This is a genomic window from Lactobacillus kefiranofaciens, assembly GCF_900103655.1.
Lineage (GTDB): Bacteria > Bacillota > Bacilli > Lactobacillales > Lactobacillaceae > Lactobacillus > Lactobacillus kefiranofaciens.
In genome coordinates this window covers 1-25,599 of record NZ_FMXC01000022.1, presented here as the reverse complement: position 1 = coordinate 25,599, position 25,599 = coordinate 1, and the positions used below count along the sequence as shown (strand labels likewise).

Here is a 25,599-nt window from a genome sequence, read left to right as displayed (position 1 = left end):
ATTACAGATTAATTATTGAGATACAAACAATGAATAAAGAAGAATTGCTTAAAGAATACGAAAAGACTTTTGGTGAAAAGGCTAAGGATGTCTTCTTCTCACCAGGCAGAATTAATGTTATTGGCGAACATACCGACTACAATGGCGGGCATGTCTTCCCAGCCGCAATTAGTTTAGGTGTCTATGGCGTTTATGGCCCAAGAGATGACAAGAAAGTGCGTTTGTTCTCAGGCAACGTTGACGGTGATATCGTTGAATTCGACATTGATGACACTACCGTAGAAAAGGATGATCGTTTCTGGACTAACTACTTTAAGGGCATGATCACATACTTGCGTGAAAAGTATGACAACATTGATCATGGCTTTAACTTGTATATTAAGGCCAACTTGCCATCAGGTTCAGGTCTGTCATCAAGTGCCGCCATTGAAATGCTCATGGGTATTATCTTGAAGGATGAATTCAACTTGGACGTTGATCGTATTGCTTTAGCAAAGATGGGTCAAAGAACTGAGAATGAATTCGTTGGTTTGAACTCAGGGATCATGGACCAATTTGCCTGCATCATGGGTAAAAAAGACAGTGCTATCTTCCTTGACTGCAACACCTTAAAGTATGAGTACATGCCACTTGCTTTGGGTGATTATGAAATTATCATTATGGCTACTAATAAGGAACATACCTTAGCTGACTCCGCCTACAATAACAGAGTTGCTGAATGTGGCAGCGCATTGAAGAAGTTGCAAAAGAAGCTCGATATTAAGTCACTTGGTGAACTTGATAACAACACCTTTGATGAATATTCCTACCTTATTAATAATGAAACTGAAATCAAGCGTGTGCGTCATGCCGTTAGTGAAAACCAAAGAACTTTGCGTGCTACTAAAGCAATGAAGGACGGCGACTTGGCTAAATTAGGTCGCTTGATCAATGCTTCTCACGTTTCACTTCATTATGATTACGAAGTAACTGGTAAGGAACTTGATACTTTAGCAGAAACTTCTTGGAAACAACCTGGCGTACTTGGTGCAAGAATGATCGGTGGCGGGTTCGGCGGTAGCGCAATTGCCATCGTTAAGAAGTCTGAAGCCGAGAACTTCAAGAAGAATGTTGGTCAAGTTTACCGCGATACAATTGGTTATGATGCTAGCTTCTACGATGCAGAGATTGTTGATGGTACTAAGAGAATTTAAGGGGTAAGTTATGAAGGTTATTGAAAAATTTGCAGACGAAGTAATTAATAGCGGCGCGTACGAACCACTTGATCGTGTCTATGTCATTAACAAAATTCGCGGTTTAGTTGGCGATAACGATGAAGAGGAAAATGATAAGCCAGCCGCCAAGCAATTAGTTGACTTAGCCGTTAAAAATGAAAAAATTTCTGATGACATCACTTCACGTGAAGTCTTGAATGATCAATTATACGATTTGGCAACACCAACACCATCTAAGACTAATAGTATTTTCTGGCAAAAGATGCAAAAGTCTTCTGAAAAAGCAACGGATTGGTTCTACAAGCTTTGTGAAGACAATAATTATGTTAAAAAAGAAGCTATTGCTAAGAATGTGGTCTTCTCAGGCACTAGTTCCAAGGGTCATGGCCTAGAAATTACGATTAACTTGTCTAAACCTGAAAAAGATCCGAAAGCCATTGCAGCGGCAGCTCATGCCACAGGCAAGAAGTACCCACAATGTGCGCTTTGTCTAGAAAATGAAGGTTACAAGGGTGGCTACGGTAAGAATGCTCGTTCTAACTTGAGAATTATCCGCATGAACATTGCCGGTCGTCCATGGGGCTTCCAATATTCACCATATGCTTACTTTAATGAACACTGCATTTTCTTGGATCAAAAGCATATTCCAATGGTGATTAATGAACAAACATTAATTAACTTGGTTGATATTGAAAAGATCTTCCCACACTATTTCGTTGGTTCTAATGCGGACTTGCCAATTGTTGGTGGTTCAATGCTTGCTCATGAACACTACCAAGGTGGTCGTCATACTTTCCCAATGATGAAAGCTGGCATCAAGAAGACCGTTGTCTTTGATTCATATCCAACTGTGATGGCTGGGATCGTTGACTGGCCAATGAGTGACTTGCGTTTAACTAGTGAAAATTCACTGGATTTAATTGATCTTGGTGCAAAGATTATTAAATTCTGGGATAATTATTCAGACACTGCACGCAGCATTAAGGCTTACGATGGTAAGACTCGTCACCACACGGTAACGCCAATCATGCACCGTGAAGGCAAGAACTTCGTGCTTGATCTAGTTTTGCGTGATAACAACACTAGTGACCAATATCCTTTGGGCATTTTCCACCCACACGAAAAGTTATGGCACATTAAGAAGGAAAATATCGGCTTAATTGAAGTAATGGGTCGTGCAATCCTGCCAGGTCGACTCAAGAGTGAACTTGAAGAAGTTAAGAAGTACTGGCTCGGTGAAGACAACAAGATGGCTGCTAGCCACAAGGATTGGGCTGACCGAGTGAAGGCTGAGAATGAAATCAGCTGGGACAATGTTGATTCAATCATGCAACAAGCTCTAGTTGAAGTCTTTGAACAAGTCTTGCAAGATGCCGGCGTCTTCAAGAACGATGCAGACGGCGACAAGGGTTGGGATCAATTTATCTTAGCATTAACTAGAGAAATCGGCTAAATTATGAAAACAAACTTTGTTAAATATGGTAGAAAAGATGATCAGGATCTCTGTGAGATAACATTGCAAAATGATCACGGCATGACAGTGAAGGTACTGAATTACGGCGCAACGCTGGAGAAGGTACTGCTTAATGGCGAAAACATGATTCTGTCATTGAAGTCGCCTGAAGATTATTCTAAGGAGCGTAATTTCTTAGGTGGTACTGTCGGCAGAATCGCGGGTCGCGTGCGGCATGGTCAATGGAAGCATGGCTTAGAGACGCACCAATTGCCTCTAAATGATGGTGAAAACCATATTCATGGTGGTATCGGGACCGACATGCAAGTCTGGAGTTTCAGACCATCCTGTGATGAAAAAGTAGCCCGCGTTGATCTGACTTTATTTGATCCAGATATGCATAATGATTATCCCGGCAACTTGAAGCTGCATGCTCGTTATGAGCTGGATAATGATAATACCTTGCATTATTGCTTGGAGGCAGTGAGTGATAAGCTGACGATCTTCAATCCGGTCAACCATACTTACTTCAATCTTGGTGAGCATGCGGCAGACTTGAACTTGCAGATGAACGCTGATTATTATTTGCCAGTAGATGCATCTGGCTTGCCTGACTGTGGAATGGTGGAAGTAGCAAATACTGCCTTTGATTTCAGAACTGCTAAGCGGATTGGTGCCGCCTTGGAGAGTAATGATGAGCAAATTAAATTGCGTAATGGGCTTGATCATCCATTCATCTTGAATGGAAATAAGCCAGCTACCGTATTGTCTTCTGCTGAGCATAAGCTGACCGTTTCTACTAATGCGCCAGCCTTAGTACTGTATACGGCTAATCACTTCAACCATACTGGCATCCCTGATAATATCGGCCAGTATGATGGCATTACCTTTGAGGCGCAATGTCCGCCAGCAGAGGGCAATGATTTCGGCCAGATTACATTATTAGCTGGTGATAAGTTCAAGCGGACCGTTGATTGGAAGTTTGAATAAAAATTAGGTTGAAATTGTTTGTACCATTTCAATAATAACGTTTTGATTGAGAGCGAAATTCTTGAGTTGAGAATTTCGCTCTTTTTTCTGCAAATAACCCGAACTATTCCACAAATATTCCGGCAAATAAGAATATCGCTAGCAATTCTCAAGCTTCATCTGCTTTTCTTTTATTTTGCCGTTGTTTGTGATAAGTTAAGTAGCGATTTTGTGTTGTGGAGGAAAAATACAAAGGATGAAAGTAAATGATTTAAAAAAGTGGAATTGGCAGAAAATTGCCTTAGCTTGTTATTCTTATATTGTGATCTTGTTGACCGTTTATTTAATGATTCGGTTTCAGATTTTGAAGCATGCAGTCATTTTAAGCAGTGCCGCGTTTTTACATTTTCACCGGTTTTACGATACTAGCATGCAGATTAAGACGGGAAATTATTCTTATTTCCAGACAAATTATGGGTTTAATCATTCAGGACGAATTTTTAATGCAATGTATGGTCCATTCTTTGCCTATTTAAATGGGTTGGTACTTTTGTTAGTGCATAATTGGTTTAATTTCCAGATTCTTAGCATTTTTGCCGTCTTCTTAATTGCTGGAATAGGGATTTATCAATTAGCGCTGAAGGCGAAGGTCAACCACGTTATTGCTGTTTTATTGGCGGTAATTTATTTGCAATTTGGCATCGTGGTCGGGATTTTGAAGTTCAATTTCATGGCTTGGGGTGCCGCGTTAGCGCCGTATGCGATAATACACGTTATCTACATGGTGGAAGATAAGCAGCGACCGATTCACTGGTTTAGCTTAGCAATAATTATGTCAATTGTGAGCCAAGTTCACGTTTTATGATGCCAACTTGGTTCAAGGTATTGTTAGTAATGACGATTGCTTCATGGTTAGCTGTAATTGGCTATGGTATTTATCATTGGCGTTTTAGATAAAAAAAACAGGATTGTTTCAAAATAGAACAATCCTGTTTTTTTAATCCTGTTTTGGCAAACTCTGGCGGTACATCTTCGGACTGAAGCCGCTGTATCGTTTAAATGCCTTAGAAAAAGTGAATTCATCGCTATAGCCTACGGCACGTGATACTAGTTGAATTGGATCATCTGTATTAGCTAAAAATTCTTTGGCGTTTTCCATCCGTAGATTGATCAAAAATTGTTGCGGCGAGAAGCTAAGATTATTTTTGAACAATGTATAGAGATAACTTCTAGAAATATCCATCTTGTTGCAGAGATCAACGATTGATAAATTGGGATTATCAAAATTTTGTCTTAAGTAAGTGATGGCAGCACGCAATTGTTCATCCTTGGTGATAGAGTTCTTTCTCTTCTTGGTCGGATATTCGACATTGAGATTATAGAAAGTGAAATACAATAATGCCTCAATCAAGATGTCATTGGTTAAAGAACTGGGAGAATGAGCTGCATTGAACAAATCATTCAAACTTTGACAGAATTTACTGCCTTGCACCTGCTTGAGGTAATTTTGCGTAGATAAGAGCGATCCCGACAGCATGGCTCTTATTTTAATTCCAGATAAGCCCAGCCAGAAGTAGCTCCAGGGTTCTTGTCCGTCGGCTTGATAGAAGCAAGGTACACCTTTCGGCAAAATAAAGACATCCCCAGCTTTGAGCGATACCATTGAATGATTGGCCGAGGCAAAGGTACCCTTGCCTTTTTGAATATAATGAATTACATAATTATCGCGCACGTTATTACCTTTGAAAGAGTAGTTAGGTTTACAGTTTTCTTGCCCCCAGAACAAGATATTGCTTTCCAGGCTTTTTCCGCTTAAAGTTCTATATGATCCATCCATAAAAATCCCCTTTAATTTTGCCATTTAAACATGATTTTATGTTTTCGACAAAGTTAACTAGTTCAATAATACTACTAATCTTAATAAAAAAGATGTCAAAATGTTTAATAAAAATAATGACATGAACTAGAAAAATGACGCTATGGAGAAAATCCTCTCTAGATGTGATAATTAATAACGTAATGAAAGCGAATACATAGTTATTATTTAGAGGGGGAAAGATGTCACTGGGCGCACGCCTTGCGTACAGCTTCGGTGCCTTTGGTAACGATTCATTCTATGGATTGCTATCAGGCTACCTAATTATGTTTATTACGTCGCACTTGTTTAACACAGGTAATGCGGCAGAGGATGCCAAAATGATCAGTATAGTTACTTTGATCATCATGGCTTTAAGAATCGTTGAGTTGTTGATCGATCCGTTCATCGGAAATGCGATCGACAGAACCAAGACTCGCTGGGGCCACTTCCGTCCTTGGGTTGTAGTTGGCGGATCAATTTCAGCAATTATCCTGTTAATGCTCTTCACCAATTTAGGTGGTTTGTATCAAAAGAATGCGGTTTTGTACATGATCGTTTTTGCTGTCTTGTACATTACCATGGATATCTTTTATTCATTTAAGGATGTCGGCTTTTGGTCAATGTTGCCATCATTAACTACTAATTCACGTGAGCGTGAAAAGACAGCTACTTATGCTCGTGTCGGTTCAACTGTCGGTGGTGGTTTAGTTGGTATCTTAGTTATGCCAGCCGTTATCTTCTTCTCAGCTAAGGCAACTAGTACAGGTGACGACAGAGGTTGGTTCATCTTTGCCGCAATTATTTGTGGTATTGCCTTCGTCTCAGCTTGGTGTGTTGGTTTATTCACTCGTGAAGTTAACAGCGATATTCGTAAGAACAAGCAAGATACTAAAGGTATCGTTGGTATTTTCAAGGCTTTGTCAGGTAACGACCAATTAATGTGGGTAGCATTAGCTTACTTATTCTACGGCATTGCCATTAATATTACTAACTCACTTGAAGTTTACTACTTCACTTACATTATGGGCATGCCTAAGGCATTCTCAATCTTTTCAACTATTAATATCTTCTTAGGAATCTTGGCTACTTCATTGTTCCCAGTTTTATCTAAGAGAATGAGTCGTAAGGCGCTCTTTACTACATGTTTAGTAGTTATGCTTTGTGGTATGGGAATCTTTGCCTTCGCTGGCAGCAATTTGCCATTAGTATTATTAGCTCTGCCTCAATCTTTGGTTTCCCACAACAGATGGTCTTCTTGATCGTTTTGATGGTGATTACCGACTCAGTTGAATACGGTCAATTAAAACTTGGTCACCGTGACGAAAGTTTGGCTTTATCAGTTCGTCCGTTAATCGATAAGTTCGGTGGTGCCGTATCAAACGGTGTTGTTGGTCAAATTGCCATCATGGCCGGAATGACTACAGGGGCTACTGCCGCTTCAATTACCGCAGCAGGCAGAACCAACTTCAAGTTAATGATGTTTGCCGTACCAGCTGTCATGCTTGTCATTGCCATCATTATCTTCGCCAGCAAAGTTATCTTAAGCGAGCAAAAACACGCAGAAATTGTTGCTAAGCTTGAACAAACTTGGGGCAAGAAGTATTCTGGTGATCAAGATGCTAAGCAGGCAAACGGCTCAATTGAATTGCCAACTCCAATTGCTGGTCAACTAATGAACTTGTCTGAGGTAAATGACCAAACATTCTCATCTGGTTCTGTTGGTCAAGGTTTTGCTATTAAGCCAAGCGACGGTCGTGTACTTGCACCATTTGACGCTACAGTAAGACAGGTATTCACCATTAGACATGCCGTTGGTTTGGTTGGCGATAACGGTGTAGTGCTCTTGATTCACATTGGTCTTGGCACAGTGAAGCTGAAGGGAACAGGCTTTATTTCTTACGTGACTGAAGGACAAAAGGTTAAGAAGGGTCAAGAATTGATTGAATTCTGGGATCCAACGATCAAGAAAGCCGGCTTAGATGATACTGTTATTATGGTGGTTACTAACTCTAAGGACTTCAAGAATATTAAGTTGACAGCTCAAGCAGGCACTGAAGTTAAGGCTGAAGATAATGTGATGTCGTTAGAAGCTAAAGCCAAGGCTGCAAGCAAGTAGGAGAGAATCATGACACAAGAATTAATTACATTTGATGAAAAAAATAAGGTCTTTCATCTGCGTAACGAGCAAATTTCATATTTGTTATCAATAGAAGATGGCGGCACGCTTTGTCACTTATACTTTGGTAAAAAAGTAAATCATTATCATAACCAATTGCGTTATCCTCGAGTTGACCGTGGTTTTTCTGGCAACTTGCCTGGTTCACTTGACAGAACTTTTTCAAGAGACTCTTTGCCTAAGGAATACAGCACGGCTGGCGAAATGGATTATCATACTCCAGCAGCGGTAGTTCGCCAAGCTGATGGTTCTAATGCTTTGTTCTTGACTTACAAGGGCTACCGCATTGAAGCTGGCAAGCCAGATTTGGCAGGACTACCTCATTCATGGGTGGAGAAGCAAGATGAAGCCCAGACTTTAATTATTACTCTTGAGGATCAAAAAACAGGGTTAAACTTTGACTTGCTCTACACGATTTATCGCGACCGACCAGTAATTGTTCGTTCAGTAAAGGTTAAGAATGAAGGTCAAGAATCTGTTAACTTAGAAAAAGTTGCGTCAATGCAAATGGACTTTGTAGATCGCGATTTTGAATCAATCACCTTGCCGGGTGCTCATGCCCATGAAAGAAGAGTTGATAGAAACAAGATTAATCAGGGTATTCATGTCTTCTCCAGTCACCGTGGCACTTCTAGTCACCAGATGAATCCATTCTTGGCCCTAGTTGATCATGATACGGATGAATTCCAAGGGGATGCCTATGGTTTTGCCTTAGTTTACTCAGGCAACCACAAGTTTGAAGTAGAAAAAGACCAATTCGCGCAAACTCACGTCAATATTGGAATTAACGACTTTAACTTTAACTGGAAATTAAAGGCTGGCGCAGATTTTCAAACGCCCGAAGTATTAATGGTTTACTCAGATCAAGGTTTAAACAAGATGAGCCAAGCCTTCCATAGTTTGATTCATGACCGCATTATTCGTAGCAAATACAAGAATGAAGTGCGTCCCATCTTGGTTAATAACTGGGAAGCTACCTACTTCGACTTTAATGAAGATAAGCTCAAGACGATCGTTGATGATGCCAAAAAGTTGGGCATCGAGATGTTTGTCTTAGATGATGGTTGGTTTGGACATCGTGATGATGATAATTCATCCTTGGGCGATTGGCAGGTCTTTAACAAGAAGTTCCCTAATGGTCTAGGACATTTTGCCGATTATGTTCACGAGCAAGGTTTAAAGTTTGGTTTATGGTTTGAACCAGAGATGATCTCTTATGATTCTGACATTTATAAAAATCATCCCGACTACTTAATGCATGTTCCTGGCAGAAAGCCTAGTCCATCAAGAAACCAATACTTGCTTGACTTAGGTCGCAAGGAAGTGCGTGACAATATCTTTAACCAAATGGAGAAGATCTTAGGCTCAGGCAAGATTTACTATATCAAGTGGGATATGAACCGTCACTTGTCTGATGTTTATGAAGCTGACTTGCCAGCAAATCGACAGGGTGAAACTTATCACCGTTATGTCTTAGGACTGTATGACTTGCTTGAACGAATTGTTGATACACATCCTGACCTATTAATTGAAGGCTGTTCAGGTGGTGGTGGTCGTTTTGACGCTGGGATGGCCTACTATGATCCACAAATCTGGGCAAGTGATGACAGTGATGCCATTGATCGCCTGACCATTCAATACGGCACCAGTTTAGTTTACCCACAATCCATGATGACTTCTCATGTTTCGGTTAGTCCGAATGAACAAAATGGCCGCATTACGCCATTCAATACGCGTGGCGTAGTTGCAATGTGGGGCGATCTTGGCTATGAGCTTGATTTGACCAAGATGAATCAAGCAGATCGCGAGGCTGTAGCTAAGCAAGTAGCGGAATATAAAAAGATCAGAAAAATTACGCAATTTGGCAAATTCTATCGTTTGAAGTCTGCTCAAACTAGCAATCAATGTGCCTGGGAAACCGTATCACCAGATAAAACTGAAGCTGTCTTAAGCGTAGTAAAGGTCATGGCTTCAGCTCAACCATATTTGACTAAAACTAAGCTAGTTAGTCTTGATCCAAATAAACAATATGAAGATCAAGCTACTCATCAAGTTTATGGCGGCGATGAATTAATGAACTTGGGCATCTATGACCCAGTAGAACACGGCGATTTCAAGGCTTACATGTATCACTTCAAGGCAGTAGACTAGGAGAGTTATCATGCCAATTAAGAACAAGGTAATGTTGATTACTTATCCAGATAGTCTGGGTAAAAACTTAAAAGAACTAAATGAAGTCTTGGAGAATGACTTAAAGGGTGCAGTTGGCGGCATTCACTTATTGCCATTCTTTCCATCAACGGGTGACCGTGGCTTTGCTCCGACGGATTATAGTACTGTAGATCCTAAGTTTGGCGATTGGTCAGAAGTTGAAAAATTAGGTGAGAAGTATTACTTAATGTTTGATTTCATGATTAATCATATTTCACGACAATCTAAGTATTACCAGGATTTTCAGAAAAATAAGGATCAAAGTCCGTATGCTGACATGTTTCTCAGCTGGGACAAGTTCTGGCCTAAGGGTCGACCAACCAAGGCAGATGTTGATTTAATTTATAAACATAAGGATCGCGCACCTTATCAAGAAATCACCTTTGCTGATGGTAGCAAGGAAAAATTATGGAATACCTTTGGTCCGGAACAGATTGATCTAGATGTCCGTAAAAAGGTAACGCAAAAGTTCATTAAGGATACTCTGATTAGCTTAATCAAGCATGGTGCCGATATTATTCGTTTAGATGCTTTTGCTTATGCAGTGAAAAAATTAGATACGAATGATTTCTTCGTTGAACCAGAAATTTGGGACTTATTGAAACAGGTACAAGATGACATCGCGGATGAGGGCGCAACAATTCTGCCTGAAATTCACGAGCATTATTCGATGCCATTCAAGATTGCCAAGCATGGCTACTTCATTTATGATTTTGCCTTGCCAATGGTAACTTTGTATTCGCTTTATTCTGGTAAGTCGAACCGCTTGGCAGCGTGGCTGAAGAAATGTCCGATGAAGCAATTTACGACGCTGGATACTCATGATGGGATCGGCGTAGTAGATGCCCGCGATATCTTAAGTCCTGCAGAAATTGATTATACTAGCAAAGAGCTTTATCAAGTTGGCGCTAATGTTAAGAAGAAGTACTCAAGTGCTGAATACCATAACTTAGATATCTACCAAATTAATACTACTTTTTATTCAGCTTTGGGTGACGATGATCAGAAATACTTTATGGCGCGTCTGCTTCAAGTTTTTGCACCAGGGATTCCGCAAGTTTATTATGTGGGGATGCTAGCTGGCAAAAATGATATTGAGCTGTTAGAAAAAACTAAAGAAGGTCGGCAATATCAACCGGCATTATTACAGCAAGGCTGAGGTTGATCAAGAAGTGCAACGTTCGGTTGTTCAATCTTTATTGAAACTTTTTACTTTTAGGAATAATGAAACTGCTTTTGATTTGAATGGATCCATTGATATTTCCACTCCTCAAGATAATGAAATCCGAATCGTACGCATGAATCATGAACAGACTAGGAAGGTCGAACTGCTGGCTAATCTGGAGGACTTAACTTATGAAGTATTAGCTAACGGTAAAAAAGTTAGCTTTTAGTGAAAAACCATGTTTATCTCGATTAAGAAGAGATAGATGTGGTTTTTTTGTTGGCAAAAAGTTATAAAAAATCTCTTTATATCTTTTACTAATCAAATTTCAAAGAAAAATCAAAATTGCTTGTTATCATATAATTAGGAAGAAGGGATAAAGGTTGAATATCTACGGCAAATATGCCTCGACACTTAATGAGTTGCTTGATCAAATGCTATTGCGTTTTCGGCAATTAAATCAAAATTATGAACGTAAATATCATGAAAGATTGTATGAACATTTGCGTGGTCGTGTTAAAAGCGAAGCCAGCATGGAAGAAAAATGCCGCAGGAAGAACCTTCCGCTGACGCCTAATTCTGCTCTGCAGATTAATCACGATAGCGTAGGTTTGCGAGTAGTCTGCAATTTCATTGATGATATTTACACTTGTATTGATTACATTAAAAGTTGGGATAATATCACCGTTTTTAAAGAAAAAGACCATATCACTAATGCTAAGCCTAATGGGTATCGCTCCTACCACATGATCTTATTGGTTACTGTGCCTAATGAAGATGTTAACGGAAATATTCCCGGGAAATACTTCGTTGAGGTGCAGCTAAGGACAATTGCTATGGATACCTGGGCTAGCTTGGAACATGAGATGAAATATAAGCATCAAATCAAGCATCCCGAAATGATTGGTAGAGAATTAAAACGAGTTGCTGATGAACTTGCGTCTTGCGATATTAGTATGCAGACGATTCGCCAGCTAATTAGGGAAGAGGACTGATTTAATCGATGAGAGTTTTAGTAGCAGAGGATGAACCGCAACTTTTACGCGTGTTAACAGTTGCGATGCAGAAGTCAGGCTATGATGTAGATCCGGTTGATAATGGGTTGAAGGCTGTCGAGCATAGTAAGGAGAATTCTTATGATGTAATTCTACTAGATATCATGATGCCAGTGATGGACGGGATTACAGCTCTAAAGAAAATTCGGGCACGCGGTGATAAAACTTATATTCTGATGCTAACGGCAAAGGCTGAAGTTGATGATCGTGTAACTGGTCTGGATAGTGGCGCGGATGACTACATTACTAAACCATTTTCATTAAAAGAGTTGCTGGCTAGATTGCGGTCAAAAGAGTGGCGTGAAGATGATTACACTCCGAATGAGTTGCGAGTAGGGGATGTTTCTTTAAATGTTGCTGAACAAGAACTGGTCAGTCAGAACTCAATCATATTAAGCGGGACAGAAACACAATTAATGGATTATTTCTTGCTCAATGAGGGAAAAGAACTCTCCACTGAAGAATTATTAAATCATGTTTGGAAAAATGACCAAGATGCCGATAGCAGTGTGGTCTGGATTTATGTTTCTTATTTAAGAAGAAAGCTAGAATCCATTCAAAGTACCGTTCACATTGATGGTGAAAAAGGTGGTTCGTATAAATTGGTTAAGTAGGTGAGAAAATGATTCAGAAGTTTCGTTGGAAGTTCATCGGCACTTCTGTTGCCGCATTATTATTAGTTTTATTAATTACTCTAGGTGGCTTGATTGGAATCACTCGTATTCAGAGTCAAAATGAAGTTCATCGCGTTTTAACCGCATTGGTTAAAAACGAGGGGCATTTGACCCCGCAAAATGCGCAGCCTGCCTTCGGCGATCAAGATAACCCCATTAACCGCAATTTCTTGGGTGGAAAATATAATCCCGAAGCCGTTTATCAGTATCGCTATTTTGCTGTGACCATTGATGCTAGTCATAACGTGCATGTGGTTAATAGCACCAATGTTTATCGTTTAAAGAATACGACAATTAGAGCGATTACGCGCAAGGCTTTGGAAGAGCATAGTCAGACTGGCAATGTTAATATTGGGCAAAACCAATATGCTTATCGTGTTGCTAAGGATGGCACTGGACAAACGATAGTTATTTTTTTGAATGAAACTTTGATTTTTAATCGTTTTTGGTTATTAGTTAGAGTAGCCATTGTTTTAGGAATCTGTGCTTTGATCGTTTTTGCCGTAATTTTGATTTTGGTTAGTCGCAAGGCGATCAAGCCAATAACCGATACTTACCACAAGCAGCAAGAGTTTATTACTAATGCTGGGCATGAATTGAAGACGCCATTAGCAGTGATCTCAGCGAATACTGAAATGGAAGAGATGCTCGGCAATAACTCAGAATGGAATGAAAGTACTAAGCAGCAAGTGGCTAAGCTGACTAAGTTGATTAATAGCTTGATTTCGCTTGCGCGAGCAGGTGAAACTGGTGAGATTACTCTCAGCAAGGTGGATTTTTCTCAAATTGTCGAAGAAACGACGCAAGACTTTAAGTCAGTAATGAAGAAAAATAATTTAACTTATCAAATTTCAATTCGAGAAGGAATTAAAGTTATTGCTGAAAAGCATACTTTAGCTGAAATTCTTAATATTTTGCTAGATAATGCTAGAAAGTATTGCGATCCTGGTGGCAAGGTACAGGTTAAATTGACTAAAGGTGGTGCCCTGAATAAGAGCGCGATCTTGCGAGTAAGCAATATTTATAAGGAAGGAAAAGGTCAAGATTATAGTCACTTCTTTGACCGTTTCTATCGCGAAGATGAGTCGCATAATTCTAAAAAAGGCGGCTTGGGTATCGGCTTATCGATGGCACGAGAATTGACGGAAGCTTTTCGCGGTCGTATTTCAGTTCATCACAAGGGTGATGATATCGTCTTTAGCGTAATTTTGAAAATTGCCAAATAAGTTTCTTGGTTTGTTGTACAATAAAAACAAGAATCGGGGGAAATCAATTTTGGCGAAGAGAAAATCAATCTATACTAAAGACGTAATTTTAGTAATGGCGGCATCGTTCTTCTTTATGTTTAGCACGATGTTCGTCAATCCTTTAATTAATGGCTATGCCAAGAATTTGGGTGCTAGCAGCACTTTTGCCGGGATTATCGTCGGTATTATGAGTGTAGCAGCTATGTTTTTGCGCCCAGTCGCTGGAAATCTAACTGATAAATTTTCTAAATATTTACTGTCATTTATTGGTGGCGTATTAATCTTAATTGGCGTGCTTGGTTATGTCTTCACGCCCTCTAGCGAATGGCTGCTATTATTTCGGTTAATTAATGGGACTGGTTATGTTTTGTGTACCGTCTGCATGACTACCTGGTTGGCATTCCTGGTGCCGCGTCAACACGTGGGTGAAGCCATGGGCTTTTATGGCCTAATGAATGCTTTGGCTATGGCGCTGGCTCCAGCCTTGTCGATCAATATTTATCAAAAAATCGGCTATCGTGAAAGTATGATCGCCTCTGCTGTATCGGCATTTTTAATGGTAATTGCTATTCAATTCGTGGGTAATCATGCTTTGCCAATTAAGCGGCCGAGGACAAAAAAGAAACACTTTAAGATTATTCAATTGAATGTCTTGCCCGTTGCTATTCTAACTACTTTGTTTGCCATGCCTTATTTTGTAACGCAAGCCGATATCGTTACTTATGTAGAGCAAAAACATTTGAGTGTTGCTGTTGGTGCCTATTTCTTAATCTATGCCGTGGTCTTGCTAGTTATTAGAATTGGGCTTAAGCGTTATTTTGATACCGTACGTTTTGGCGTGTGGTTTTGGATTAGTTTAGTTTCAACTGCGGCTTATATTAGTTTGTTAGCTGTCATGAATAATAATTGGCAGATGGCACTGGCTGCCGCGGGCATGGCTTTAGGCTATGGTATTATTTATTCAGTACTGCAGTCAACTGCACTGCTGCTAGCACCGATTGAAGAACAAGGCCTAGCTAGTTCTACCTTTTATTTAGGCTTGGATATTGCGATGGCCTTTGGTCCAATGATCAGCGGCGTAATCGATAGCGTTTTGCCGATTAAGTATTTCTATTGGGTCGAACTAGTATTGATTCCTGTGATGTTATTAGTCTACTTTATTTGGCGTAAACGCTTGAACGATGCGATCGATCATCATTAAATTTAAGAAAGGATGAAGAGCATGAGTGATTATTTAGTAAAGTCAAAGTTAGGAAAAAATGAATGGCAAATCCAAAGTCAGGCGCGGGATCATGAGCTGATTTGTGATACTACTGACGCGGCTCATAATGCGGGTCCTAATCCAGTTGAATATCTTTGCACGAGCATAAATTCTTGTATTGTAATGTCAGCAGGAATGATAGCTAAAGCACATGATTTAGACGTCACTAATTTTCGTGTTGAAAATCATGCTCAGACGGAAAAGCTAGGTCATGGCAAGTCGGTAGTAACAGAAATGACAATTGAAGTTTTCTTTGATTCATCAATGAGTAAGGAAAAAAAGAGAAGTTCTTAGCTCATGTTTTGCATGTGTCAACCGTGTATCAAACGCTTAAAGAAGCAATTAAGATCTATGTAGAATTAGCTTAAAGGAGAAAATATGGCAATTTTAGATGAAGCAGTTGTATTAAATGATGGCAGTTTAATGCCCAAGATTGGCGTAATTGGTACTAATGACGCAGAATTAGCTAAAGCAGTGAAGATGGGCTATCGGCTGTTAGCTTGCCCGGCGGATAAGAACTTAGATCTAACTAAGGTCAGTCCACAACTTTATGTTGAGATCGAAATTTCAGAAGAAATTAAGACGCGAGAAGAATTACGCAATAGTCTTAAAATTATTCGAAATAACTTGGTTAAAAATCATGCGGATTTGTGTTTATTGAAGTTGAGCGATGATCTTAAGCGTAACGATGAAGTCTGGCAAGAACTCGAACAGCTTAAGATTAAGGGCTGGGTAAAGACTTTAGGCGTTATTAGAGCTAATGCGGATGAATTAACCGATATTTTGCAAAAGGCTCAGGTTAAACCTAGTGTGGTAGAAACTGAAATTGAAGATCAAGGTGTGATTGCCTTAGCTCGCAAGAATAAGATGCAAGTCGAAGTACCTGTTCATGGTGATATTGAAGCATTGACTGAGCTGGCGGAGAACTATAAGACGATGCCAGTAGAACTGGTTCTGCGCTACTTTAATCAAAAGGGCATTATTCCGTTGATTGAGGCGGGGGATGCAGTTAAGAATCCGAAGACTGACTTTGTGATTAAGGGTGCAGACATGAGCACGATAGGTCAATTATTTTCCGGGAAATAGTTCGTAATCAGATTGTAAGTTAATAAATTAAGAAAAATGTTATAATGATTTTACAATAAAGTTTGTTTTAGGAGATATGTTTATAATGAAAACTAAAAAATTATTTACTTCATTAGCTGCGGCAGTTATGCTTTCAGCTGGATTAGCTGGTAGTGGTGTTGCAATGACTGCTGAACCTGTTCATGCGGCTACTGCTCAAACTGCTAAGAAGGGGACGGTGAGTCTTAAGCGTAGATCAGTAAAGGCTACTATTAATGTTGACAAGCCTAAGATTTATGTTGTAAGTCAAGATGGTAAGTCAATTAAGTCCCAAGATTCAACTTATACTAAGGGCCAAGTTGTACCAGTTTATTGGTCAACTGAAGCTACAAGTTCAAATGGTCAAAGTTCTAATTCATTGACTTTGTATTATGTAGAAAACAAGACCATTGATGGTAAGGATTGCATGATTTTCCTTAGTGCAGCTGATGTAACTACTGCTAATGCTGTGCCACCAACACTTGAGAATTTCCAAAAACAAGTTAAAGCTGATACTGAAGCAGTTCAAGCTGCTTATAAGAATAGAGAATTAAAGTACATCGTCGTAACCCCTAAGTCCAAAAAGGGTGCTAAGATTTACTACGCTTACAAGAAGAGCAAGAAGTCAAAGAAAATTTACTTCAAAGCAACCAAGAAGAAGATCAAGAAGGGTAAGAAATACAAGACTTCCATGATCGTTAAGCATGGTAAGACTAGATATGTTTACATTGGCAAGAAGAGATATGTTAAGTCAACTGCTGTAAAGACAGTTAGCATTAAGTATGCTCCAGTTAAGTTGCCAGCCTAAGAAAGACGCATGAAGCTCATCTGGGCATTCATCACGGCGCCATTGAAAGCTTAACAGCAGGACATAGCTATTTAAACGATTTTAGCAGAAAAATAAATCAAATAAATATTTAAGAAATTAAGGTCAGACTAATGGTTAATAGCCTACCGCAAAAATATTGACACTTACCATTTACACAAAAGATTTGACAGTGTCATAAAAACAAACTATAATAATAGTTATTATTGAAAGGAAGATTTTTTATATGAAGAAATTAGATACTAACAAGTTGACTGACAAACAAATTAAGTTCTTTAACGAACACCTAGCATACATGGCAACTGTTAACAAGGAAGGTAAGCCAGATGTAGGTCCTAAAGGTTCACTTAAGGCTATTGATGCTAACACTTTGCAATACCTTGAAAAGACTAAGTCAGAAGCTTATGACAACTTAAAGAATGGTTCAGAAGCAGCTATCGTTGTTGCTGATGCACCAACTCACAAGGCATTCCGTGTTAGAGGCTATGCTGAAACCCATGAAGGTGATGACTATGCTAAGAAAATTTTGAAGGATACTAAGTTCCCTAACGCATATGTTGTAAACATTAAGATTGATGAAATTGACGCTTAATTAATTCATCTGTGCTGAAGCGCTCCATGAAAATGGGGCGTTTTTTGCATTCTTAATATTTTTTCAAAATTATAGTCAATAAGTTATGCAAGATTCATGTTTTTAGACTAAAATAGTAATGTAACTATATTGAGAATTGTTTTGATAAGATAGATATATGAAAAAAATTTGCCCTAATTGTGGTAAAGAAGTAGATCCTGAGGCAAAGTATTGCCCATTCTGTCATTTCAATTTAGTTAATAATGAAGAAACGATCGTCACTATTGACGTCGGACTTTTAGGTCGTAGAGAAGTGTCGGGTTCGGATGAAGAATCTGACAAGCCGCCAGAGAAGGAAGAGTCGGCTACCGAAACAGCCACGCCGCCTTCTAAGCCTAAGTCGCCCAAGCAAGTTAAGCCTGCTGAGCAGTCTCTAGCCAAGTCGCCTTCTAAGCCAAAGACGGAAGAATCTAAACTTAAAAAGTCAAAGAAGACAGATCCGGTTCCACCGGCTCATGCTACTTCCTTACTGAAGAATAAGAAACATTTTAATATTTGGCCAATTGTCAGTGCAGTTGCTATCTTGCTAGTTGCAGTTCTAGTGATGGGAAGCACCAGCTTCTACAGTCGCAAGCAACAGGTCAATAGAATTGAAACCGCCATTAAGAATGACAAAGTTAGTCATCTAGTAGCTGCTGATAAGCAGAAGATTACAGCCAAGAAGTTGAAGCCACTTAGTGACTACTACAAGAAGAATCCGAAGGCTTATAAGAAGCTGAAGAAGGATCTAATGGGGAAGAACGATGGCCCAATTGATTGATCCAAGATGGTCATTACTTGGGTCTCTTCCCACGTTATGTAGTGCAATTGCCAACTTACAAGCTGCAAGTCAAGAATGATTATCAGCATACAGCTGTGACGGTTAATGGTGAACACTTTGATCAAGCAGCACAGGTATTGCCAGGTCGCTACAAGATCAAGGCCGAAACCTCATATCTTGGTCAAACTGCCAAGGATGAAAAGACTGTTGATGTTTGGTCAGATCAGGAAAGTAAAGTTAAACTGAATGTCGGCAGCTTCAAGGTTAAGAGCGCACCAAATGCTAAGGATTACTTAAACAATAAATTGGCAGCTCAACTTGATGGCAAGGGTGAAAAGACCTTTACCGACATGCCATTAACTAAGGACTTCTCGCTTTACGTTGCTAAGAATAGTAACGGCAAGCTAGTCAAGAGTAAAATGATTGCTAATGCGACTGCAATTGTGAGGAAGCACAACAATCATGTCTTTGACTTAACTTGGGGCAGTTCTTCTGTGAAGGCTTTATTAGAGAAGAACTTTAACAAGCTAAACGCTAAGGACTTTATCAATGGCAAGAAGAATCCTAATTACGCTCAGTTGAAGAAGATTGTAAGAACTTGGAAGAAGACACCGAGTCTGACAAGTTACAAAGTTAAGGTTAAGCAACATAATAAGAATTTGAAGAGTTTGAATTATAGCGTTACCTTTGACTTTAAGTTCAATATGGGCGGCACGAGCAGACAGGTAATGAAATTTACCAATGCTTCGATTAAGAAGAGTCAGGCTGGATTGAAGATTGATTCAATCGGTTCTGGACATTTGCTTGGTGCAAGATAATGATGAATAGAGCATCCCGTGAGGGATGCTTTTTGTGTTGCTTAAATTAGTGAGGCTCTTTGGAGTTTTCTCGTGGATAGCCGATAGTAGTAAAAATAGGGTACAATGATAGTAAAACAATGTGTAAATTTTTAAGGACAGTTATAAAGCAATTAAAAATGGAGAGAATTAGATGATTAACGGAGAAATTAAAAATAAAGTTGATGCTTTGTGGGATAGTTTTGCTGCTGGAGGATTGACTAATCCTTTAGAAGTTATTGAACAAATTACTTACTTAATGTTTATTCGTGAGTTAGATGAAGCAGATAATATTCAGCAAAAAGAAAATATGATGTTGGGTTTACCATACACCAGTATTTTTGCGGGAGAAAAGAATATAGGTGGTCAAACAATTGAAGGTAAAGAATTAAAATGGTCAGTATTTCATGATTTACCCGCAGATAAGATGTTTATCTTAATGAATAGATTTGTATTCCCATTCATCAAAAATCTACATGATGATAAAGATAGTGCGTATTCCAAATATATGACAGATGCGATTTTTAAATTGCCAACTCCAGAATTATTATCAAAAGTTGTTGATTCACTTGATGATATTTACAAAACAATGGATAAGGTTCGAAAAAGTAATTTAGAAAAAGCTGACAGTGAGGGTAATCTTGCTGAAAATATGTCCAGTGATGTTCGTGGTGATTTATACGAATATTTACTAAGTAAATTGTCAACTGCAGGGCGGAATGGTCAATTTCGTACCCCTCGCCATATTATCAAAATGATGGTTGAGTTGATGAATCCAACTCCAGACGATAAAATTGCTGACCCTGCATGTGGTACTTCTGGATTCTTAATAGCCGCTGCAGAGTATTTGAGAGAAGATCCAGAAAAAGAAAAAGCAATCTTTTATAATCCAGAGAATAAAAAACGCTATATGAGTAGTATGTTTACTGGCTATGATATGGACAAAACTATGCTCAGAATCGGTGCCATGAACATGATGACGCATGGGATTACTGATCCTCATATTGATTATCGTGATAGTCTTTCTGATCAAAATACTGATAAAGACGAATATTCTTTGGTTTTAGCAAACCCACCTTTTAAGGGAAGTCTGGATTATGAAATGGTATCAGATGATCTACTGAAAGTTTGCAAGACCAAAAAGACAGAATTGCTATTTTTAGCCTTATTTTTAAGAATGCTAAAAGTTGGTGGTCGCTGTGCATGTATTGTTCCAGATGGTGTTCTTTTTGGATCATCAAGTGCACATAAAGCCGTTAGAAAACAACTTGTAGATGGAAACCGATTAGAAGCTGTAATTTCAATGCCTTCAGGTGTGTTTAAACCTTACGCTGGTGTGTCAACAGCAGTTTTGATTTTTACAAAGACTAATCATGGTGGCACCGACAAGGTATGGTTCTATGATATGACTGCGGATGGTTATTCACTTGATGATAAACGTACAAAAGTTGATGAAAATGATATTCCAGGTATCATTAAGCGATTTAAGCGTCTAGATAAAGAAGCAGATAGGAAACGTACAGATAAGTCATTTTTAGTTGATAAGAAGGAAATAGTCGATAATGCGTATGACTTATCAATTAATCGCTATAAAGAAATTAAATATGTTCCAGTTAAGTATCCACCTACAGAGGATATTTTGGCAGAAATTATGAAATTGGATGCAGAAGCAACTAAGGATCTCCAAGAATTGAAAGATATGCTTGGAAAGTAAGGAAAGGAAAAACAAATTCAGATTTGTAGGGAATAGATGAAAACAAAATATATTAAGTTAGGAGAAGTTGCTACATATATTAACGGATATGCTTTTAAACCTAAAGATAGCTTGTTCAATTGTTTGTTCTTTAAACTTCTTAGAATAAACCCGCTTTCTAGTATTCAAAATATTTGTTCCATGCATATCAATCAATCTAAGCATGTAATCCAGATTAGCTAAGTTCATTTTATATGCTTTTGACAACTGACTGATTGAGATTTTCTCATCTTTCCATTTACGATAAATTTCTATCTTTTGTTCTTTATTAAATTTAGACATAGTAAAAGACCTAAAAGTGTCTCACTTTTAGGTCTCACTTCAATTTGTGATTATCAATTCTTTTTATTTTGTTGATTTTTTATTTGTAGCAATTCGGGTCTGCGTGCTAATTCAATATAAGGGCGATCATTTTCTACAGCTATCCCTTCGGTTTCGCGCAAGGTATGAAATTGGTAGTGCTGTATGAGTTTTCCTGGGTGGGTAATTATGAATAAATTATCGTTAAAAGCTAGGTAAAACTTAGAACGACTAGAGGTAAAGCCTTGCAGAGGTGAATTGTTTTTTACAAAATCAGATTGAGTTGCTCCGATTTCTGTTGGCATCCATGTATTTCCGTTTCGACTTAATTTCCAGTATTCATATAATCCTTTGCTGGCATTATGAAAAGTAACGTACATTAAGTGACTATTAATAAAGCAAGCGTTATGAAAATAGCGTGGATAATAGCTAGAACGATTCCATACTTTTATAGTCCAAAGATGGTTAATTTGGTAGTTTTTTCTAGAAATTTGAAAAATTTCTTCGGATTTATCGGGATTAGCTTCTTTGTTGCTGCTAGCCAGTACATAAATATATTTTTTAGTCATGCCGATAGATTGTCCGTGCCCCAGCTTCATATATGGAGATACTGCAATATTGCGTGATGTGTTTTTAAATTCTCGCCACTTCATAGTAAGTAAATTTTGTGATTTAAGTGGATCGGACAAATGATTGAGATTATAAGTAACTAGATGTCCCCATTCGACGTTAGGTTTACTGAAATATGAAACAGTTAATTGATTTTGTTTAAGGCTGATCCCTTGAGGAATAACTCCTATTTGATTAAGAGGAGTAGGTTGGGGCGTTAATGAATGAAAACGAGGTTGGTAAAATTGGGTTATCATCAAATTATGCTTATTATCATAATATCTATTAATTTCGGTTTCAGGCTGATAATTATTTTCGGGATTCCAATTTGGAGAAGAAGATTTGGAACTACCAGAGAATGTTTTTACTAAAGAAGGTCCAGCAATAGCAGTTCTGTTTGCGACAGTAATGCCTTCGTTTAAATTAGGTCTAACATGAACGTTGATTGTTGTTTTTAAATGATGGTATTTTAATTTAATTGTAAATTTCCCAGGAGTTGTAGAATTAACAAAATTTTGGGATGCAGATACTTTTTTAGGATCGATTAAGGTGCCGTGCTTGTCTGCAATATAAGAAATTGCATCCCTCACTGGGAAAGAGTAATAGGGATTACGAGTTAAAGATACATGCTTTGCCGCAAGTAGTTTGCTACGTAAAAATAATTTTTCATTAACCCAACCAATTTGTCTACCGTTGACTGTTAATTGATAAAAACGTCCTTGCTTGGTTTGCGCTGATTTAAGAGATTGAAGCAAACCGTTCCTGAAATCCTTGGTAGAAGTGAAAGCATTGATACCACCGTCTTTAGAAATATTGCGATAAATTGGAAAATCATGGAGTCCAGCCAATTTAGTTTGAACATTAGTGTAAGTAGTTACTGGTGCAGGCTTTAACACGATAGATCCGTTTTTTAACGGATTAATTTTTAAAGGTAAATAAAAATATAGAATGAATAAAATTAATATCGGTAAAATTATAAAATATAAAAACTTTTTCATGATATTCATATTATCTACTAAATCTAAGGGCGTGACTAAACTATTTAGATTATAGATGTAAGATTAAGAGGTTTAATTGAATCTTGAAAGCTTTTTTCATTGATAAAATTCTGTATAATAAAGCTTAAGCATATTAAAGGAAGTTGATTAATTAACTATGTTAAAAGAAGAGAAGAAATTTGATCAATTTGGGCAAAAATTATTTATGCAAGGCACTTTGCAAGAATTTGAAAAGAAAAATGGCCCAATTAAGGGCAGAATGGCAATTACTGAGGGTAAAATTCCGCCTGAAATGTTAAATAAATTGCAACCTGAATTAATGAAAAATCCTAAATGGAAAGTAGTCGAAGGCAGTTTTGATTTTTCAAACTATACTATTGGGATGGTAGTAGGTCTTAATCCAATCAAGCCATTGAGTGAAGGATGGCTAGTTCCTCAATTAGGTCATCCCGGTGTACAACCAGATAAGCATTGGCAGGAATTCTTTATGGAAAAAGTAATGAATTTAATTGACGAAAATGGTCATATTGATTTGCCATTGTTTACTTGGATTTCAGATAAGAATGATTTGACGAAATCTGCAAAAGATATGTAGTAAAAAAGCCACTTAGAAGGATGAAAGACCTTCTTGGGTGGCTTTTTGCATTTTATTTTAAAAAATTTTATTTACATAATTTCATATAAATATACAATTATTATGTAAGGTGAATTAAGAAAAGCTTATGAAGCCTTACTAAGGTGGTGATGCCAATGAAGAAGCACCGAAGACGGGTCTCAAAAGAGGCACGTTACAACAGAAAAACCGCGATTATCAATCTGATAACTGCGGTAATCATGTTATTAGCTTCGATTGTTGGATTACTCCACTAATCCAACACATGAGGGATAACTTCCCTTGTGTGTTTTATTATACTATGAATTATAAGGATAAGTAAAATGAAAGATAATGATAAAGAATACAATAGAGTTACTACAGTAATTAATAGAATAGCATTAATAATATTTATTATTGCAGTTGCAATATTTATCATTAATTTGATTAAATGAAAAATTGAATAATGAAACTGACGAGAAAGGAATTATAATACCTAAATTAAATGAAGCTAATGAACTACACCGGCACTGAAGTGCCGGGTTTCTGGGAACACTGAGTAGTGTTTAGGATCTTACATTGAACTAGTCAAATACCTAACTCACGGAACTCAGCTTGTTACCATGGCCAGTCCCTGACCATTTAGCTTTGTACTTCCTTTATGCAAGATATTAACTGCCGCATTAATATCTCGGTCATGCTTGGTTTGACACTTAGAACAGGTCCATTCACGAATTTCTAATGGCTTAGCGCCACTATTATAGCCACATTTTGAACAAATTCTGGAAGTATTCTTAGGATCAACTGCAATTAGCTTTTTTCCATACCATTCGCATTTGTATTCTAGCATTTGTCTGAATATCCGCCATGAAGCATTGGCAATTGACTTAGCTAAGTGATGATTTTTCTGAAGATTCTTGGTTTTCAAATCTTCAATGATAATTACATCATATTGTTTAACTAAATGCGTAGTTAATTTATGCAGGTAATCTCTGCGCTGATTTGCTACTTTAGCTTGGCACTTAGCTTTTGACTTTTGCGCTTTTTGCCAATTAGTGAAGCTTTCTAAGCTTCTAGGACAAAGCACCTTTTTATTCCTGTCTTGCAAAACTAATAATTTAGCTAAATGTCTGCGACGAGCATATTTTCTTTGCCAGACTTTGGCTTTCTTTTCAAAATAAGAACTGTCAAAACTAGGATATTTTAGCCCATTAGACAGAATTGCTAAATCAGCTACGCCAACATCAATTCCAACCTGTTTGTCAGTTAAGCTATACTTCTCTGGTTCAGGTATTTCAGCTTGTAGAGACAAATAATACTTGCCCGTTGGTTCAAGTACGACCGTATAACGCTTAACCTTAGTGTTTTGCAAAACTCCAGTCTTGCTGGTTTTGACATAGCCCAATTTGGGAATCTTCAAGTACCTTTTACCTGTAATTCTTATGGTTGATTTGCCCGTATAAGACTTTTTCAGATACTTGCGTGAATGAAAACGAGGCTTGCCTACTTGGCCAGTTTTATCTTGAAAGAAGTTCTTCCAAGACTGAGTTAGAAATTCATTAACTACCTGCAAGCTTGAAGAATCGCTGTTTTTCAAAAAAGGATATTCTTTTTTAAGCGGCTTAAGCAGATAATTCAGCTTGAACTTGCCTAAAAAAGGCAAAGCTTTATTATTCTGATAGCGCTCATTCATCATGGCCAGCATTTGATTCCAAACAAAACGATCATTGCCAAACATCTGCTCAAGCTGGTTTTGTTGTGTTCTATTAGGATAGAGTCTTAATTTGATCCCTTTTAGCACATTTGTTCCCTCCTTTCTTTTTAAGATTATATCAAACATATGTTTAAGAAAGAAGGGGGGAACAAGCAAAAAACAAAAGAAAAAAGGCCGGATTCATCACGGGATT

The 25,599-nt window shown here is 38.1% G+C and carries 19 protein-coding genes and 4 pseudogenes; 19 read left to right on the top strand and 4 right to left on the bottom strand.

Annotated features, from left to right (window positions below):
* The first annotated feature begins 29 nt into the window (after window positions 1-29).
* The 4 genes from BLP58_RS08235 to BLP58_RS08220 all read left to right on the top strand — a co-directional run bounded on the left by BLP58_RS08235 (window position 30) and on the right by BLP58_RS08220 (window position 4,501).
* Window positions 30-1,193, top strand: coding sequence for a galactokinase (locus tag BLP58_RS08235; protein ID WP_013853792.1), 1,164 nt, complete (start codon window positions 30-32; stop codon window positions 1,191-1,193).
* 10 nt (window positions 1,194-1,203) lie between these two features.
* Window positions 1,204-2,667: a UDP-glucose--hexose-1-phosphate uridylyltransferase gene (locus BLP58_RS08230; protein ID WP_013853793.1), complete on the top strand. Its 1,464-nt coding sequence runs from the start codon at window positions 1,204-1,206 to the stop codon at window positions 2,665-2,667.
* A 3-nt stretch (window positions 2,668-2,670) separates the two neighbouring features.
* Entirely contained in the window at window positions 2,671-3,657 is a 987-nt protein-coding gene (locus tag BLP58_RS08225; RefSeq protein WP_013853794.1) for an aldose epimerase family protein, read from the top strand.
* Between the two features lie 235 nt (window positions 3,658-3,892).
* Window positions 3,893-4,501, top strand: a complete 609-nt coding sequence (locus tag BLP58_RS08220; RefSeq protein WP_013853795.1) for a hypothetical protein — start codon at window positions 3,893-3,895, stop codon at window positions 4,499-4,501.
* Window positions 4,502-4,633: 132 nt separating this feature from the next.
* Here BLP58_RS08220 and BLP58_RS08215 read toward each other — a convergent pair whose 3' ends face one another.
* Complete coding sequence (locus tag BLP58_RS08215) at window positions 4,634-5,473, bottom strand: AraC family transcriptional regulator (RefSeq protein ID WP_013853796.1); 840 nt, start codon at window positions 5,471-5,473, stop codon at window positions 4,634-4,636.
* Window positions 5,474-5,694: 221 nt separating this feature from the next.
* Here BLP58_RS08215 and BLP58_RS08210 point away from each other — a divergent pair.
* From BLP58_RS08210 to BLP58_RS08150, 14 genes and pseudogenes are all read left to right on the top strand, one after another.
* Window positions 5,695-7,610, top strand: a pseudogene (locus tag BLP58_RS08210) (sugar MFS transporter).
* Window positions 7,611-7,619: 9 nt separating this feature from the next.
* Entirely contained in the window at window positions 7,620-9,821 is a 2,202-nt protein-coding gene (locus tag BLP58_RS08205) for an alpha-galactosidase (protein WP_013853797.1), read from the top strand.
* 10 nt (window positions 9,822-9,831) lie between these two features.
* A pseudogene (gene gtfA / locus BLP58_RS08200) lies at window positions 9,832-11,275 on the top strand (sucrose phosphorylase).
* 154 nt (window positions 11,276-11,429) lie between these two features.
* The gene (locus BLP58_RS08195; RefSeq protein WP_013853798.1) at window positions 11,430-12,041 is read left to right on the top strand and encodes a GTP pyrophosphokinase; all 612 of its coding nucleotides are present in this window, start codon (window positions 11,430-11,432) and stop codon (window positions 12,039-12,041) included.
* Window positions 12,042-12,049: 8 nt separating this feature from the next.
* Window positions 12,050-12,715, top strand: a complete 666-nt coding sequence (locus BLP58_RS08190) for a response regulator transcription factor (RefSeq protein ID WP_013853799.1) — start codon at window positions 12,050-12,052, stop codon at window positions 12,713-12,715.
* A gap of 8 nt (window positions 12,716-12,723) precedes the next feature.
* Window positions 12,724-14,001 (top strand): sensor histidine kinase, encoded by a 1,278-nt coding sequence (locus BLP58_RS08185; RefSeq protein ID WP_013853800.1) that lies wholly within the window; start codon window positions 12,724-12,726, stop codon window positions 13,999-14,001.
* Between the two features lie 49 nt (window positions 14,002-14,050).
* On the top strand, window positions 14,051-15,223 hold the full coding sequence (locus BLP58_RS08180; protein WP_013853801.1) for an MFS transporter: 1,173 nt from the start codon (window positions 14,051-14,053) through the stop codon (window positions 15,221-15,223).
* Window positions 15,224-15,244: 21 nt separating this feature from the next.
* A pseudogene (locus BLP58_RS08175) lies at window positions 15,245-15,651 on the top strand (OsmC family protein).
* Window positions 15,652-15,661: 10 nt separating this feature from the next.
* Window positions 15,662-16,369 (top strand): aldo/keto reductase, encoded by a 708-nt coding sequence (locus BLP58_RS08170; protein ID WP_013853803.1) that lies wholly within the window; start codon window positions 15,662-15,664, stop codon window positions 16,367-16,369.
* Between the two features lie 85 nt (window positions 16,370-16,454).
* Window positions 16,455-17,195, top strand: coding sequence for a hypothetical protein (locus tag BLP58_RS08165; protein WP_013853804.1), 741 nt, complete (start codon window positions 16,455-16,457; stop codon window positions 17,193-17,195).
* A gap of 244 nt (window positions 17,196-17,439) precedes the next feature.
* Complete coding sequence (locus tag BLP58_RS08160) at window positions 17,440-17,805, top strand: pyridoxamine 5'-phosphate oxidase family protein (protein ID WP_013853805.1); 366 nt, start codon at window positions 17,440-17,442, stop codon at window positions 17,803-17,805.
* 157 nt (window positions 17,806-17,962) lie between these two features.
* On the top strand, window positions 17,963-18,604 hold the full coding sequence (locus BLP58_RS12410; RefSeq protein WP_013853806.1) for a zinc-ribbon domain-containing protein: 642 nt from the start codon (window positions 17,963-17,965) through the stop codon (window positions 18,602-18,604).
* Window positions 18,601-19,422: a zinc ribbon domain-containing protein gene (locus BLP58_RS12405; protein WP_049775958.1), complete on the top strand. Its 822-nt coding sequence runs from the start codon at window positions 18,601-18,603 to the stop codon at window positions 19,420-19,422. The genes BLP58_RS12410 and BLP58_RS12405 overlap by 4 nt, the downstream gene beginning before the upstream one ends.
* A 172-nt stretch (window positions 19,423-19,594) precedes the next feature.
* Complete coding sequence (locus tag BLP58_RS08150) at window positions 19,595-21,154, top strand: class I SAM-dependent DNA methyltransferase (RefSeq protein WP_025084333.1); 1,560 nt, start codon at window positions 19,595-19,597, stop codon at window positions 21,152-21,154.
* A gap of 90 nt (window positions 21,155-21,244) precedes the next feature.
* Here BLP58_RS08150 and BLP58_RS11795 read toward each other — a convergent pair.
* Together BLP58_RS11795 and BLP58_RS08140 are read right to left on the bottom strand one after the other, a co-directional pair.
* Window positions 21,245-21,475: pseudogene (locus tag BLP58_RS11795) on the bottom strand (IS3 family transposase); the annotation flags it as partial.
* 53 nt (window positions 21,476-21,528) lie between these two features.
* Window positions 21,529-23,100: an SH3-like domain-containing protein gene (locus tag BLP58_RS08140; RefSeq protein ID WP_226908583.1), complete on the bottom strand. Its 1,572-nt coding sequence runs from the start codon at window positions 23,098-23,100 to the stop codon at window positions 21,529-21,531.
* Window positions 23,101-23,257: 157 nt separating this feature from the next.
* Here BLP58_RS08140 and BLP58_RS08135 point away from each other — a divergent pair, with 157 nt between their 5' ends.
* Complete coding sequence (locus BLP58_RS08135; protein WP_003626431.1) at window positions 23,258-23,695, top strand: hypothetical protein; 438 nt, start codon at window positions 23,258-23,260, stop codon at window positions 23,693-23,695.
* 607 nt (window positions 23,696-24,302) lie between these two features.
* Here the strand turns inward: BLP58_RS08135 and BLP58_RS08130 are convergent.
* Entirely contained in the window at window positions 24,303-25,532 is a 1,230-nt protein-coding gene (locus tag BLP58_RS08130; RefSeq protein WP_176752298.1) for an RNA-guided endonuclease TnpB family protein, read from the bottom strand.
* Window positions 25,533-25,599 lie beyond the last annotated feature (67 nt).

Bases quoted from the DNA above. Each gene is read 5' to 3' on its own strand.
- BLP58_RS08235 (WP_013853792.1), top strand. From the start codon at position 30: ATGAATAAAGAAGAATTGCTTAAAGAATACGAAAAGACTTTTGGTGAA.
- BLP58_RS08230 (WP_013853793.1), top strand. From the start codon at position 1,204: ATGAAGGTTATTGAAAAATTTGCAGACGAAGTAATTAATAGCGGCGCG.
- BLP58_RS08225 (WP_013853794.1), top strand. From the start codon at position 2,671: ATGAAAACAAACTTTGTTAAATATGGTAGAAAAGATGATCAGGATCTC.
- BLP58_RS08220 (WP_013853795.1), top strand. From the start codon at position 3,893: ATGAAAGTAAATGATTTAAAAAAGTGGAATTGGCAGAAAATTGCCTTA.
- BLP58_RS08215 (WP_013853796.1), bottom strand. From the start codon at position 5,473: ATGGATGGATCATATAGAACTTTAAGCGGAAAAAGCCTGGAAAGCAAT.
- BLP58_RS08205 (WP_013853797.1), top strand. From the start codon at position 7,620: ATGACACAAGAATTAATTACATTTGATGAAAAAAATAAGGTCTTTCAT.
- BLP58_RS08190 (WP_013853799.1), top strand. From the start codon at position 12,050: ATGAGAGTTTTAGTAGCAGAGGATGAACCGCAACTTTTACGCGTGTTA.
- BLP58_RS08185 (WP_013853800.1), top strand. From the start codon at position 12,724: ATGATTCAGAAGTTTCGTTGGAAGTTCATCGGCACTTCTGTTGCCGCA.
- BLP58_RS08170 (WP_013853803.1), top strand. From the start codon at position 15,662: ATGGCAATTTTAGATGAAGCAGTTGTATTAAATGATGGCAGTTTAATG.
- BLP58_RS08165 (WP_013853804.1), top strand. From the start codon at position 16,455: ATGAAAACTAAAAAATTATTTACTTCATTAGCTGCGGCAGTTATGCTT.
- BLP58_RS08160 (WP_013853805.1), top strand. From the start codon at position 17,440: ATGAAGAAATTAGATACTAACAAGTTGACTGACAAACAAATTAAGTTC.
- BLP58_RS12410 (WP_013853806.1), top strand. From the start codon at position 17,963: ATGAAAAAAATTTGCCCTAATTGTGGTAAAGAAGTAGATCCTGAGGCA.
- BLP58_RS08150 (WP_025084333.1), top strand. From the start codon at position 19,595: ATGATTAACGGAGAAATTAAAAATAAAGTTGATGCTTTGTGGGATAGT.
- BLP58_RS08140 (WP_226908583.1), bottom strand. From the start codon at position 23,100: ATGAAAAAGTTTTTATATTTTATAATTTTACCGATATTAATTTTATTC.
- BLP58_RS08135 (WP_003626431.1), top strand. From the start codon at position 23,258: ATGTTAAAAGAAGAGAAGAAATTTGATCAATTTGGGCAAAAATTATTT.
- BLP58_RS08130 (WP_176752298.1), bottom strand. From the start codon at position 25,532: ATGTTTGATATAATCTTAAAAAGAAAGGAGGGAACAAATGTGCTAAAA.